A 14,204-nucleotide genomic window follows, 5' to 3' on the forward strand; every position below is an offset into this window, starting at 1 on the left:
ATGTCGTTTACTGATATTTATCAGATTTCCGGTTCGGCGATGACGGCGCAAACCATTCGCCTCAATACCGTCGCCAGTAACATGGCGAATGCGGAGTCACCTGCCAGCAGCGAGGCGCAAGCCTACAAGGCGAGAAGTCCCGTCTTTGCGGCTGTTTACAACAACAGTCTGATTGACGGACACCACCACCACGCCATTGATGGCGCCAGCGTGCAGGTGCAGGACGTGATGCAAAGCGGCGGGGCGGTGAAACGCTATGAGCCTCATCACCCTATGGCGGATCGGGATGGTTATGTCTGGTACCCGGATGTCAACGTGGTGGAGCAAATGGCCGACATGATGTCCGCGTCACGCGATTTTGAAACCAACGTGGATGTGCTGAATAACGTCAAAAGTATGCAGCAAAGCTTACTTAAACTGGGAGAAGTGTAATGAATACCTTGGCGCTGTATGCCCAATCTCAGGCTCTGGCTTCCTCTCAGGAGAAGACGGCGGTTGCAGAAAATAATGTGGGCGCCACGTCGCAAGACACCAATTTGGGGGACAGCAGTTCCTCGTCAACTTCCGGCACAACGGATACCAGCGGCACCAGCAATACGCCGACCACCACCACCTCCACAGAAGCGTCAGGGGTAGAAACCTTCCTGACGCTGTTCGTGGCGGAAATCGAAAACCAGGACCCCACGAATCCGACCGATCCGACCGCTTACATCGATCAGCTCTCCTCCATGGCGCAGGTGGCGATGATGGAAGAGATGAGCGTGCAGGCGAATACCAACGCCGTGTTGATGAGCAACCTTCAGGTCATGGCGTTGGGGAATATGGTGGGGGACGACATCATGGTGCAGACCACCACGCTGGATATCGAAGACAACTCGAAGGCGATTCAGGGACGTATCACGCTGGATGACGCCTGTACTGATGTTGACCTGCATTTCACCGATGCGGCCGGTGATGACTACACGGTTTCGCTGATCCCGGAAGGTGAGAGCTCTGTCGGGCCCGGGCAGGTTGATTTTGATATCAACCCCGCCGATTACGGTATTCCGCCTGGTGATTACAACGTGTCGGTTGTGACCAATACCGGCGAAGAGGAAGTGCCTATTGAGGTGACGGGTGAGGTTGAGGATGTGCGTATCCCGCTGGATGGCAGCACGCCGGTCCTCAATGTTGATGGCGTCGGCGAAGTGCCGTTCACCATGATCACGCAGTTCGGCATACCTGACAGCACGGATGATGTCACCCCCGTTCCACCGGATGATGGCGGTGATGTGACCCCGACGCCGCCGGACGATGGCGGTGATACGCCCGATGATAACAGCGACAACATGGTGCTTTGATTTAGTTTTTTAAAACAGGAATAAACAATGAGTTATGAAATTGCCGCGACGGGGCTGAACGCCGTCAACGAACAACTTGATGGGATCAGTAACAACATCGCGAACTCCGGCACGGTGGGTTACAAATCCATGACCACCCAGTTTTCCGCGATGTACGCCGGGACTCAGGCAATGGGGGTGAGTGTGGCGGGTTCCGCACAAAGTATCTCGACCGGTGGATCCATGGTATCAACCGGGAACGCACTGGATCTGGCCATCAACGATGACGGTTTTTTTGTGATGTGCGATAGCGCCGGAAACATCTCCTATACGCGCGCGGGATCGTTTGTGACCGATAAGAACGGCTACATCGTCAATGCCTCCGGTGATTACCTGCAGGGTTATCCGGTTGATGACAGCGGCACATTGCAAACCGGTACGGTGGCGGATATCCAGATCAAAACCGGCAACATTCCGGCACAGGCCACGGACAGCATGACCTTTACGGCAAACTTTAATGCCAGTGATGAGGTGATTGATCGTGATGGCGACGCGTCAGCGACACCGCCTGTCGATGCTGTTCCTTTTGATCCCAATAACAGCGATACCTACACCGATAGTTACACCACGACCGTGTATGACTCATTGGGTAATGAGCACTCGGTAAGCCAGTACTTTACCAAGACCGGGGAGAATACCTGGGAAGTGCAGTACACCTTTGATGGCGAACCTCAGAGCGGCGTACCCGCGACCACGCTGACCTTCGATCCAAACACCGGCAAACTGACATCCCCGACCACGCCGCAAACCATCACTTTCACCACTGATGAAGCCGCGCCGATCTCAATGACCGTTGATTACTCTGATTGCACTCAGTACGGCTCTGATTTCTCGGTCACCACCAACTCCGCAACCGGCTATGCCTCTGCGACGCAAAACGGCGTTCAGGTTGATGATGACGGTAAAGTTTATGCGACCTACAGCAACGGCGAACGCATGCTGCAGGGACAGGTGGTGCTGGCGACTTTCCCGGATGAAAACGGTCTGCAAGCGGTGAGTGGAACAGCCTGGGTGCAAACCGGTGAATCCGGCACGCCGTTGATTGGCGTTCCAGGCTCCGGTTCATGCGGCACGCTCTCTTCCGGCATGCTGGAAAGCTCAAACGTGGATATCACCACTGAACTGGTCGATCTGATGACAGCCCAGCGTAACTACCAGGCGAACACCAAAGTGATCTCGACCAGTACGCAGCTGGATCAGGCTCTCTTCCAGGCGATGTAAGGCGTTAAGAAATGGATCGGTTGATATATACCGCGTTGAGCGGTGCCACCCAGACGCTGCTGGAGCAGCAAATTAGCGCCAATAACCTCGCCAATGTGAACACCAATGGTTTTCGTGCCGACATGGCGATGGCGAGTAATGACCAGGTGAAAGGCGGTGGCTTCGACACCCGTTTTATGGCGAAGGAAAGCCCAAGCGGTGTCAATGACAGCACCGGCGTGGCGGAAAAAACAGAGCGCCCACTCGATGTTGCTATCCAGGGCTCAGGCTATATCGCCGTGCAGGATAAAGCGGGAAATGAGGTTTACACCCGCAACGGCAATATTCAGCAGGACGATCAAGGGCAACTGACCATCGACGGCAACGTGGTGCTTGGCGATAACGGCCCGATCATTTTGCCACCCAACGCGATTGCCTCTTTTGGCAGTGACGGCACGCTTTCGGTGACGCCGGATGATGGCGATGTGACCGCAACCATGGACATTGACCGTCTGAAGCTGGTGGATATTCCGGTCGCGAATCTGGCGAAAAACACCGAAGGCATGCTGGTGACGGCTGACGGCGTACCGGCGCAACGAGATGAAAACATCAAAGTGAGCGGGGGATTTCTGGAAAGCAGCAACGTATCTGCGGTCAGCGAAATGATGTCTTCCATTGCGATGAATCGCCAGTTTGAAGCGCAAATCAAGATGATGAAAACCGCCGAGGAACTGAGTGACTCGGGCAACCGGCTGTTACGTGGCTCTTAATCAGGAATAAAGTTTTATGAATGCAGCGTTATGGATCAGTAAAACCGGCCTGTCGGCGCAAGATGCCGAGATGAGTGCGATTGCCAACAACATCGCCAACGTCAACACCACAGGCTTTAAGCGCGACCGCGTCATGTTCCAGGATCTGTTTTATCAGACCCAGGAAGCGCCGGGCGCCATGCTCGATCAAAACAACATCATGCCGACCGGGATGCAGTTTGGCAGCGGTGTGCGCATTGTCGGCACGCAGAAAACCTTCACCGAAGGTAACGTTGAAACCACCGATAACTCGATGAATGTCGCCATCATGGGGCAGGGGTTCTGGCAGGTACAAAAGAGCAATGGCGACATTGCGTATACCCGCGATGGCAACCTGCAGGTGAATGCCGACGGCGTGCTGACCAACTCGCAAGGGTTACCTTTACAGCCGGAAATCGATATTCCCGCCGGTTCGACGAGTATCGCGTTTGCCCCCGATGGGACGGTGACCGCCATCGTCCCTGGCGACAGTGAACCGACCGAAATGGGGCAACTGACGTTGGTGAACTTCGCCAACCCGGCAGGCCTGTCAGCCGAAGGCGACAACCTGTATATGGAGACGGCCGCCAGCGGTCAACCGACGGAAGGTATTCCGGGGGAAGATGGCTTGGGTCAGCTGCAGGACAACGCGCTGGAAGGCTCGAATGTGGATATCGTCAACGAAATGGTGGCGATGATCACCGTTCAGCGCGCCTATGAGATGAACGCCAAAATGGTCTCTGCGGCGGACGATATGCTGCAGTTTATTAGTCAGACGTTGTAACTCCAGAACGTGTAATACCGCTGGCATTCCGCTTATCCGGCCTGTACGCGACAAGCGTTGACAGGTCGGATTAGGCGGAGTCGCCATCCGGCAATGATTTATCAGTAAATAGGCAGAACGTGAAAAATTATCTCTGGCTGATGGTGCTGCTTCCCCTGCTCAGCGGGTGTGAATCGCAGGCTATTCTGGTCAAAAAAAATGACGAATTCTTTGCTCCCCCGAAAACGGAGGCACAGCCGACGGCAGATGGCCGGGCGGGCGGTGTGTTTGAAACAGGCTACAAATGGTCGCTGACGGCTGACCGTCGCGCCTATCGGGTGGGGGATATTCTGACCGTCATCCTGGAAGAGTCCACCCAGTCCAGCAAACAGGCGAAAACCAATTTCGGCAAGAACAACACCGTCGATATTGGTGCGCCGACGATTTTCGGCCACACCAAAGATAATCTGTCTGCATCTGTTGATGCTAACCGTGATTTTAACGGCAGTGCGACATCGCAGCAGCAGAACAGCTTGCGCGGTGAGATTACGGTGTCAGTACACGGCGTACAGTCAAACGGCATTCTGGAAATTCGTGGCGAAAAATGGCTCACCCTCAACCAGGGGGATGAATACATTCGCCTGAGTGGTCTGGTGCGTGCCGATGATATTCAAAACGACAACTCGGTCTCTTCACAACGTATCGCCGATGCGCGTATTTCGTATGCGGGCCGTGGTGCGTTAAGCGATGCCAACGCGGCAGGCTGGCTGACCCGTCTGTTTAACCATCCTCTCTTCCCGATCTAATGCAGGGTTTTGATATGCAACACTTAAGCGGGCGCTGGATGAAGGCGTTAAACGGCATGATTGCCGCGTTGATTCTGGCGCTGCCCGGTACGACGCAGGCGCAATCCCTGGAGTCACTGGTCAATGTGCAGGGCGTCAGGGAAAACCAACTGGTGGGTTACAGCCTGGTCGTCGGTCTGGACGGAACCGGCGATAAAAACCAGGTGAAGTTCACCAACCAGACCATCACCAATATGCTGCGTCAGTTCGGCGTTCAGTTACCGGGCAAAATTGATCCAAAGGTGAAAAACGTCGCGGCGGTCGCTGTCAGTGCATCACTGCCGCCGATGTATTCACGTGGACAAACGATTGATGTCACGGTCTCTTCCATTGGCGATGCCAAAAGCCTGCGTGGCGGCACGTTGCTGCTGACGCAACTGCACGGTGCGGATGGGGAAGTGTATGCCCTGGCGCAGGGGAGCGTGGTGGTCGGCGGGATGAACGCGACCGGCGCCAGCGGCTCCAGCGTCACCGTGAATACGCCAACGGCCGGGCTTATCCCGAATGGTGCGACGGTAGAGCGTGAAATTCCCAGCGACTTCCAGATGGGCGACACCATTACCCTGAATCTGAAACGTCCCTCTTTTAAAGATGCCAATAACATTGCTGGTGCGATCAACGCGGTATTTGGCGGCATCGCCACGGCGCAAAGTTCGACCAACGTCAGCGTTCGCGCGCCGACCAGCCCTGGCGCTCGCGTGGCTTTTATGTCGCAGCTTGATGACGTGCAGGTACAGGCTGAAAAAGTCCGTGCTCGCGTGGTGTTTAATTCTCGAACCGGTACGGTGGTGATGGGCGATGGTATTGCGCTGCACGCGGCGGCGGTATCCCACGGTAGCCTGACGGTTTCCATTAACGAAAGCAGTAATGTCAGCCAGCCGAACGCGTTTGCTGGCGGCCGTACTGCGGTCACACCACAAAGCAATATTTCGGTGAATCATGCCCGACCCGGGATGATTACCCTGCCGGAATCCAGCAGCCTGAAAACGCTGGTTAATGCGCTCAATAGTCTGGGGGCAACGCCGGACGACATTATGTCTATTTTGCAGGCGCTGCATGAAGCAGGGGCGCTGGATGCCGATCTGGAGGTGATCTAATGACCGATATCAAAGTCAGTCATAGCGGGGGCGTTGACGGAAGTGATGCGTTGATGGGACCCAAAATTAAAGATAACGATGTGCAGAAAGCGGCTCAGCAGTTTGAAGCGATTTTCTTACGCAGCATGTTGAAAGAGATGCGGAAAACCAACGAGATCTTTGATTCAAAAGACAACCCGTTTAACAGCGATTCGGTACGTATGATGCAGGGTTTTTATGATGATCAACTGTGCAACAGCCTGGCTCAGAATCATGGGATTGGGATTGCGGCCATGATCGTGAAGCAACTCTCCCCTCAGCACAAAGGATAAAGCTCAGGCGGCGGCTTAAGAACCGGGGTTTTCCGCCGCTCTTTATCGGAAAGGTTGTTAACGACAGACCGGGCGACAGGCCGGCAAGGACTCTTTGATGGATATGATTAACATTGGCTACAGCGGCGCATCAACTGCGCAGGTGGAGCTTAACGTCACCGCGCAAAACACCGCGAACGCCATGACTGACGGTTACACTCGCCAGGTGGCCGTGACCAGCACCATTGGCGCCAGCGCGGGATCGTCGAACAGTGCCGGTAATGGTGTACAGGTGGACAGCATTCGCCGTGTGTCGAACCAGTATCAGGTAAACCAGGTCTGGTATGCCGCCAGCCAATTCAGTTACTACAACACCCAACAGGGGTATCTGACCGACCTGGAAGCGGCGCTCAGTGATAATAGTCTGAACGATGGATTTAATAACTTTTTTGCTGCGCTGAACGAAGCGACAACCAGCCCGGATGACTCGGCCCTGCGTGAACAGGTGATCAGTGAGTCCGGGGCACTGGCGCTGCGTGTGAATAACACTCTGGATTATATCGATTCGCAAAGCAGCCAGATTGTCAGCCAGGAGCAGACCTATATTGCCCAGGTGAATACGCTGACCAGCGGCATCGCCAGCTATAACCAGCAGATCACCGAGGCTGAAGCGAACGGCGATAACGCCTCTGCCCTTTACGATGCCCGCGATCAAATGGTTGAACAGCTTAGCGGCATTATGGATGTGCAGGTCAATATCGATGATGAAGGTAACTACGACGTTACGTTACAAAATGGCCAGCCGCTGGTCAGCGGTCAGGAGAGTTCCACGATTGAACTGGAGACCAACGTCGACGGCACGCAAAGCATGTCGCTGACGTTTGCCGGAACAACATCGTCAATGGACACCGATACGGGTGGGGCTTTAGGTGCTCTGTTTGATTACCAAAATGAGGTGTTAACGCCGCTGAGCGGCAGCATCAACAGCATGGCGGAGCAATTTGCCGATGCGGTGAACAAACAACTCTCAGAGGGCTACGACCTGAACGGTAATCCGGGTGAGCCGCTGTTTATTTATGATGAAAATTCAGCGGAGGGTCCGCTTGAAGTCAACCCGGATATCACCGCGGATGAACTGGCTTTTTCCAGTTCGCCTGACGAAAGCGGTAACAGCGATAACCTGCAGGCATTGATCAACATCTCTACTGAACCGCTGGATATTGAAGGGCTGGGAAGCGTCACCGTCGGTGAAGCGTGCTCATCGATCATCAGTAACATTGGTATCTACAGCCAGCAAGTCCAGACAGAAACAACGGCCGCGGCGAACGTTTACACTGAAGCGCAAAACCAGCAGAGCAGCGTCAGTGGCGTCAGTATGGATGAAGAAGCCGTGAACCTCATTACCTATCAGCAGATCTATGAGGCTAACCTGAAAGTGATCTCAACGGGTGCAGATATTTTCGATTCTGTGCTGGAAATGTGTAGCTAACCTGGAGGGTTAATATTATGCGAGTCTCTACTCAGCAATCTTATGTTTCCATGACGCAGAGTTTTAACAATCTCTCCAGCGAATTGTCCCATGTCGTTGAGCAAATGGCGACGGGGAAAAGTATTTTGCTACCGTCCGACGATCCGATAGCGGCCACCCGTATTACGCAGCTTGATCGTCAGCAGTCGGCTATCGACCAGTATCAAAGCAATATTGATTCTGCGTCAGCAGGCATGAGCCAGCAGGAGTCAATTCTGGATGGTGTTAACAACGATCTGTTGGCGATACGCGACGATCTGCTGGAAGCGGCGAACGGCACCAACACGGCGGATTCATTAGCCAGTCTGGGGCAGGATATTCAGTCGATGACGGAAGCGATGGTATCGGCATTAAATTACCAGGACGAAGACGGACACTATGTGTTTGGTGGGACGGTCAACGATCAGCCGCCGATTGTCGCGGTGGATGAGGATGGCGATGGCGTAACTGACAGCTATACCTATCAGGGCAATGGAAACCATCGTCAAACGACGGTTTCCAATGGCGTAGAAGTGGATACTAACGTTGCGGTGAGTGATTTCTTCGGCGACAGCCTGGATGTATTGAACACGCTCACGTCATTATCAAAAGAGCTCCAGGACCCGTCGGTTGATCCTACCGATCCGCAGGTGCAAAGCGATATCGAAAATGCCATTAATACAGTCGATGACGCCTCTGACTCGCTGAATGCATCTATCGCGTCGCTGGGTGAAACGCAGAATACGATGTCGATGCTAAGTGATGCCCAGACGGACATTACCACCTCTAACGATCAGTTGATCAGTCAGTTGAGCGATCTGGATTACGGCCCGGCGTCGATTGAATTTACCGGGCTGGAAATGGCGATGGAAGCCACGTTGAAAACCTACTCCAAAGTGAGTGAGTTAAACCTTTTTAGTGTGATTTAACAGTTAGCGACAGTTCAGGAACAGTATGCAGGTCGGTTTAAATACAACATCACTCTCCGGTAGCGGAGCGCTTAATTCTTCTGTTCAACAACATGCGGTTGCTCAGAATGCCCCGGTCCGTCAAAAGTTACCCGCAACGGCGAGTGATTATCCGGCCTCACCACTGATTACGACCCGGCCTCAACGCTACAGCGTTCAGCTCAACGATCAGCTCACCACGCTGCAACAGGCCGATCACTATTTGGGTCAACTGGAGCAGCATCTGCTGGATTATCGCCATGCGGCACGTCGTGGCGGGCAGGCGCAACAGCAGAAGGGCGCCGAACTTTCGCAGTGGCTGGATAAACGATCGTCACTCTCTGGCGGCTCGGTGGACAGGCAACTGCGTCCGGTATTGCAAGGGGATGCCCGGGTGACGTTTCATTCGCCTGACCTGACGCAAATGCTGCAAAAACATGCGCCCGGTTCGCGGATGTTCAGCGTTTCCGACGGACGACAAACTCAGCTTTCCGCCGTGATGGTGGAGGATGATATGGCGTCCGGTCAGTATAAAATGATGATGAGTCATGCGCTGCGCCGTGTCGGTGTGCAGATGCACGAGCAGCAGGGTGCGATCACCTTTTCCACCACGGAGAAACAGTGGCCGCAGGTGGTGCAGACGCTGAGTGTGCGCGATGGAGATGCAAAGTCATCAACGTTTACGTCGTTGAAGGTCTTTGCCGATCCTTCACGTAGCGAAGAGTTGTTGCAGAGTTTGTCGCAGGGCAGTTCGCGCATGCCGGATGGCGTACAACAGGCGCTGGATACCATTGGCGAGCAGCGAGCGCAAATGGCCGCCCAGCAAGAGAAGGCGCGGCAGTTAATTGATGGTATGGCGCGCTTCCCGCAGGCAGAAAGTGCGGTCAGCTCATCGGCATCGTTGGGGGGAGTATTGGATCACGCGAATCATAATTATCAGGTGCTGGCGCAAGCGGTCAACGGCCAGGCCAGACTGTCCAGCCAGACGGTGCGTAATTTATTACGTTAATCGTGCTGGCATGATTTTGCCTGTGAAGTAAACGCGGTTGGATCTAAAACAAGTAACCCGCCTGAATCCGTATTAAAAAGTAAATTCTGCTGCGTATCTAAATGGAACAACCACATACGCAGGTTATGTTCGTTAACAAAAGCACCTAAATTCGACAGACGCCGATCCGTGTGATCGGTTTCTGCGCCACTAAAATGAAACTCTCCCTGTTTTGCCGTACCTGCATTGCGATTAATACATGCCGATACCTTGAATATTGACGGCAGGCTGTTGTTTTGTTCTATCGGCAAAAAAGTAATCGTCGTGTTTTCCCCTGGAGGGCTCACTATCAGTTCGTAATGGGCGCTTTCCCCGGTGGCAAGGTTATAATTAACGACCACCGTGTTTTCAATATGTGCATGCGCCATGAATGTGGCAAGCGATAAAAAAGCAGACAGAATGCAAAAAGAATAATTATTTGCACTTAGGAATTTCATTTAACATTTTCTCCACTTCTTTAAACATAATGGTATTCATTTCATTATCTTTATTTTGCCAACTGTCAAAACTCAGCGCCAATTGCCAGCTGTCATTGCATTGATTGCTCAGTACAATATCCAATACAAACTTACTCAGGGACTCCCGGTAGTACACCTTCATTGTCATATTATGGGCAGTCAACAGCGGATTGATACGTTGCATCCCCGGTAAGATATGCTGAGAAAATAAGGAGGTCGCTGTATTGTTCGCATCGGGGTTGTGCAGGTGATAAACCGAAATCTGACTGGCATTATCAATTTTTTCTTTGACCAGTTGCGGCACATCCGTGGGTTTTGTGGCGAACGGTGCTTCAAAATAATACATAAAAACAAATAAAAATAAGCTGATAGCGATAACCGGCAATGTAATGAAGACCGCCCTGTAGGGGTGGCGTTGACTTACATTACGCTTCTTTTTTTCTTCCTGTAAGGTTTTGTTTACTAACAGGTTGTCGGCTTCATTTGTCTGTTCATTTTCAGGCGCTTCGCCTTCGTCGACTACCTCGCAAACTACAGACTGCGAATCCCCCTCAGTGGCCTCAATATCCTCATAAAACGTCTGGTCATTGGTGATAACCAGATAGTTTTTATTAAATAAATAGCCTTTCTTTGGGATGGTCTTAATAATTTCTTGTTGTTTTCCATCATCATCAATGGCGACACGCAAAGCATGAATAGCGGTAGGAAGACTATTCCCGCCGACGATTCTATTTTTCCAGACCTCGGTCATTAAAAATGAACGTGATAAAACGGTATCGGCATTTTTAGCTAATGTTTCCAGCAAAATAAAATGGTATTCACCCAGGCGACGAGTCTCACTCGTTTCGCAGTGAATTAATGCATTAAGCGAAGGGTCCATCCGCCAGTTGTTGACGATAATACTCATGGTGTTATTTACCTGTGCAAGAATTTTTATATCCCTGATGCCACACCGTTAAATATCAGTGCATTAAAACTCTGGAGAAACTGAAACGACTTTTTCGACTGTCTGAAGAGAAGGTGACAGCGCAATTATTTTTGAGTGTGTTTTATGCGATCCAAAAAAGGACTCAAAATGTAACGAAACAGCCAGAAACTCACAATATAAAAGTCAGGTGCATTTGCAACGAAATGTAAAACAACGTGAGAGCAACAAAAGTTAACGTATTTTAGTTTGAGTATAATCTTATCTGTTTCATGGGGTTAGCCGTTCTTGTTTATGATGCCCCTCATTCCAGGAGATATTTCTAATAATCTTTTAATTAAACGCAATGGGTGTTTTCTTTGTACCCGATTGTTTGGCTGAAATAGCACGGAAAGCTTAATCATCAGGCAGACAAAAAAATTTTATATCCCGCTTTAAGTTTTCCGAACGGGTGGTCGTTTTTACAGGGTATCGAAACGAAGATGATTATTCCCAAGGAGCTGTACCATGTTATCAATTAATACCAATACCGCCTCAATGGCGGCTGTTAACGCAATCAACAAAAGCAGCGCATCTCTGTCTACCTCTATGGAGCGTCTGGCAACGGGTAACCGTATCAACTCTTCTGCAGATGACGCCGCAGGCAAACAGATTGCCAGCCGTCTGACTGCACAGTCCAGCGGTATGGGCGTTGCACTGAGCAACATTCAGGACGCAACGGCAATGCTGCAGACTGCTGACAGCATGTTTGATGAAATGACCGACGTGCTGGGTCGTATGAAAGACCTGTCCACGCAGGCAGCGAACGGAACCTACAACACCGACGACCTGCAGGCGATGCAGGACGAGTTTGATGAACTGGGTCAGCAGATGTCCGATATGCTGCAGAACACCACCTACGGCGGTACTAACCTGTTTGGTACGGCTTCTGGCAGCAACACCGGTTCCGCTGGCCTGTTCCAGAGCGCGGTGACCTTCCAGGTCGGTGCGGAATCTTCTGACACCATGACCGTGGATATCTCTTCTCAGCTCGGCGATCTGGTCAGCGATCTGTCTGACGTGAGTGCAACATTTAAAGCCGATCAGTCTGGTACACCAAGTGCCTCCGGCGGCACTGAATTGACCGCTTCTGGTTCTGCAAACACCATGATCGGCACCATTCAGACTGCAATGGACGACGTTTCCAAGATCCAGTCCAAACTGGGTGCGTCTATCAACCGTCTGAACGACACCGCGAACAACCTGACCAGCATGCAGGACAACACGGAAGTGGCGATCGGTAACATTATGGATACCGATTACGCGACGGAAGCCTCCAACATGACCCAACAACAGGTACTGATGCAAACCGGCATCACCATGCTGAAGCAGTCCAACAGCATGTCCAGCATGGTATCCAGCCTGCTGCAGTAATTCTGTTCAGTGGTGAAATTGCGCCATTCACAACACCGCCGTCTGGCGGTGTTGTGCTTTCAGCGGCAGAGGGTTGGTCTGGACGCTTCCTGCCCAACGGAAATTTGATTTCCACGTGCTTAGCAAATAATTGATTTTAAATGAAATATAAAACTGGCACACCTTTTGCTTTAGTAATGATAACGTCGCACGGAGTTATTCATGATTAACCCAAGAACCATGGCGAAAGCCGCAGCCTATGCCGATATCGCCACGCAGAGCGCCAGCCTGCAACAACAGCAGGCGGAGTTGAATGCTGAGAGCAGCGGGCTTGATTCACTCAGCTCGGCTTTAAACGATTTCCAGTCAGCAATTGATGCGCTGAACAGCGATACCGACGGTCCGCTGACCTTTTCGGCGACAACAAATAACGACTCCGCGACAGTTTCTGCTAACTCTGAAGCGCAGGCGGGAACGTACTCGTTTTACGTCAGCCAGCTGGCGCAAGCACAGCAGTCCACCTTCCAGATGGATGACAACGTCTATGGTGCAAGTGGGACGTTTGATCTGACCATGGACGATGGCAGTACCATGGAGATCGATCTTTCGAGCGCAGACAGTGACAATGATGGTTATATCGATGCTGCCGGGTTTGTCGATGCGATAAATAATTGCGACGAGAACCCGGGGGTTTCGGCAGCACTGGTGAAAACGGACGGTCAGACCACCATTATGCTGACGTCTGACAGCACCGGTGAGCAAAGTGGCTTTACCATGTCAGTGGATCATGATCCGGCAACGAATAAAAAGGATGATGCTGGTAATCCCATTATTCCTCCAAAGCCGGATGTCTCCACCACTGACGCACAAGATGCGGAAATTCATCTGGGAAGCGCTGGGGGACCAGTAATCACCAGCAGCACCAACACTTTCGATGATGTGATCCCCGGTGTCACCATGACCTTCACTGAGGTCAGCGATCCAGACGATCTGAGCGATATGACCACGATTACCGTGGCAGAAGACTCCAGCGCCTCACAGGCAAAAGTACAAACCTTCGTTGATGCCTATAACACCCTTGTCGACACCGTTGATGCTTTAACCAGTAATGGCGGTGATGGTTCCAGTCCCGGTGTCTTTGCAGGGGACGCCGGGCTCAATTCGTTGACCAACCAGCTCGATGATATTGCGCATGATTCCTACAACGGCGTATCGATTGTTGATTACGGTATCTCGCTGGATTCCGACGGTCATCTGGAAATTGACTCCGATAAGTTTAACGAAGCGATGGAAGCCAACCCGGACGGACTGACGTCGATCTTTGTCGGTGATGACAGCATGGTCGCCAAAATGGATGACCTGATGGACAGCTATCTGAATTCCAGCACCGGCATCATCACCATGCGTGAAGACAACATCGAAGATCAGCAGAGCAAAATTCAGGATGAAAGCGATCAGCTTACTCAAACCTACAACACCAACTATGACCGCTACCTGGAAGAGTACACCAACACGCTGGTTGAAACGTACAACATGAAAGTGAGCATGGCCGCGTTTATGTAAGC

General features: G+C 52.0%; 15 protein-coding genes. 13 read left to right on the forward strand and 2 right to left on the reverse strand.

The genetic code is table 11. The features are described from left to right. The 11 genes from flgC (at position 1) to N7268_RS09855 (ending at position 9,825) form a co-directional block, all read left to right on the forward strand. Entirely contained in the window at positions 1-432 is a 432-nt protein-coding gene (gene flgC / locus N7268_RS09805) for a flagellar basal body rod protein FlgC (RefSeq protein WP_260862733.1), read from the forward strand. Beyond that, positions 432-1,340 (forward strand): flagellar hook capping FlgD N-terminal domain-containing protein, encoded by a 909-nt coding sequence (locus tag N7268_RS09810; protein WP_172862726.1) that lies wholly within the window; start codon positions 432-434, stop codon positions 1,338-1,340. Before flgC ends, N7268_RS09810 begins: the two co-directional genes overlap by 1 nt. A 27-nt stretch (positions 1,341-1,367) precedes the next feature. Next, positions 1,368-2,600 (forward strand): flagellar hook protein FlgE, encoded by a 1,233-nt coding sequence (flgE, locus tag N7268_RS09815; protein ID WP_172862727.1) that lies wholly within the window; start codon positions 1,368-1,370, stop codon positions 2,598-2,600. An 11-nt stretch (positions 2,601-2,611) separates the two neighbouring features. After that, positions 2,612-3,349 carry a flagellar basal body rod protein FlgF gene (locus N7268_RS09820; RefSeq protein ID WP_172862728.1) on the forward strand — a complete coding sequence of 246 codons (738 nt, stop codon included), beginning with the start codon at positions 2,612-2,614 and terminating at the stop codon, positions 3,347-3,349. 16 nt (positions 3,350-3,365) lie between these two features. Further along, positions 3,366-4,151, forward strand: a complete 786-nt coding sequence (gene flgG / locus N7268_RS09825; RefSeq protein ID WP_172862729.1) for a flagellar basal-body rod protein FlgG — start codon at positions 3,366-3,368, stop codon at positions 4,149-4,151. Positions 4,152-4,270: 119 nt separating this feature from the next. Next, a complete protein-coding gene (gene flgH, locus N7268_RS09830) occupies positions 4,271-4,936 on the forward strand; it encodes a flagellar basal body L-ring protein FlgH (RefSeq protein WP_172862730.1) in 666 nt (221 codons plus the stop codon). Between the two features lie 14 nt (positions 4,937-4,950). Next, positions 4,951-6,072: a flagellar basal body P-ring protein FlgI gene (locus tag N7268_RS09835; RefSeq protein ID WP_172862731.1), complete on the forward strand. Its 1,122-nt coding sequence runs from the start codon at positions 4,951-4,953 to the stop codon at positions 6,070-6,072. Positions 6,073-6,080: 8 nt separating this feature from the next. Beyond that, a complete protein-coding gene (locus N7268_RS09840) occupies positions 6,081-6,383 on the forward strand; it encodes a rod-binding protein (protein WP_172863301.1) in 303 nt (100 codons plus the stop codon). A gap of 97 nt (positions 6,384-6,480) precedes the next feature. Further along, complete coding sequence (flgK, locus tag N7268_RS09845) at positions 6,481-7,851, forward strand: flagellar hook-associated protein FlgK (RefSeq protein WP_172862732.1); 1,371 nt, start codon at positions 6,481-6,483, stop codon at positions 7,849-7,851. Positions 7,852-7,868: 17 nt separating this feature from the next. Further along, the gene (flgL, locus tag N7268_RS09850; RefSeq protein ID WP_260862737.1) at positions 7,869-8,798 is read left to right on the forward strand and encodes a flagellar hook-associated protein FlgL; all 930 of its coding nucleotides are present in this window, start codon (positions 7,869-7,871) and stop codon (positions 8,796-8,798) included. Positions 8,799-8,823: 25 nt separating this feature from the next. After that, a complete protein-coding gene (locus N7268_RS09855; protein ID WP_260862738.1) occupies positions 8,824-9,825 on the forward strand; it encodes a flagellar hook-associated protein in 1,002 nt (333 codons plus the stop codon). Here the strand turns inward: N7268_RS09855 and N7268_RS09860 are convergent. Together N7268_RS09860 and N7268_RS09865 are read right to left on the reverse strand one after the other, a co-directional pair. Further along, a complete protein-coding gene (locus tag N7268_RS09860) occupies positions 9,822-10,301 on the reverse strand; it encodes a hypothetical protein (RefSeq protein ID WP_172862735.1) in 480 nt (159 codons plus the stop codon). The two genes, N7268_RS09855 and N7268_RS09860, sit on opposite strands and share 4 nt — an antisense overlap. Next, positions 10,279-11,229 (reverse strand): transcriptional regulator, encoded by a 951-nt coding sequence (locus N7268_RS09865; RefSeq protein WP_260862739.1) that lies wholly within the window; start codon positions 11,227-11,229, stop codon positions 10,279-10,281. Before N7268_RS09865 ends, N7268_RS09860 begins: the two co-directional genes overlap by 23 nt. A gap of 525 nt (positions 11,230-11,754) precedes the next feature. On the opposite strand from N7268_RS09865, the gene lafA reads away from it, so the two are divergent. Together lafA and fliD are read left to right on the forward strand one after the other, a co-directional pair. Then, positions 11,755-12,660 carry a lateral flagellin LafA gene (lafA, locus tag N7268_RS09870; protein ID WP_260862741.1) on the forward strand — a complete coding sequence of 302 codons (906 nt, stop codon included), beginning with the start codon at positions 11,755-11,757 and terminating at the stop codon, positions 12,658-12,660. Between the two features lie 201 nt (positions 12,661-12,861). Continuing rightward, positions 12,862-14,202, forward strand: coding sequence for a flagellar filament capping protein FliD (gene fliD / locus N7268_RS09875; protein WP_260862742.1), 1,341 nt, complete (start codon positions 12,862-12,864; stop codon positions 14,200-14,202). Positions 14,203-14,204: the final 2 nt, after the last annotated feature.

This window comes from Citrobacter sp. Marseille-Q6884 (assembly GCF_945906775.1).
Taxonomy (GTDB): domain Bacteria; phylum Pseudomonadota; class Gammaproteobacteria; order Enterobacterales; family Enterobacteriaceae; genus Citrobacter.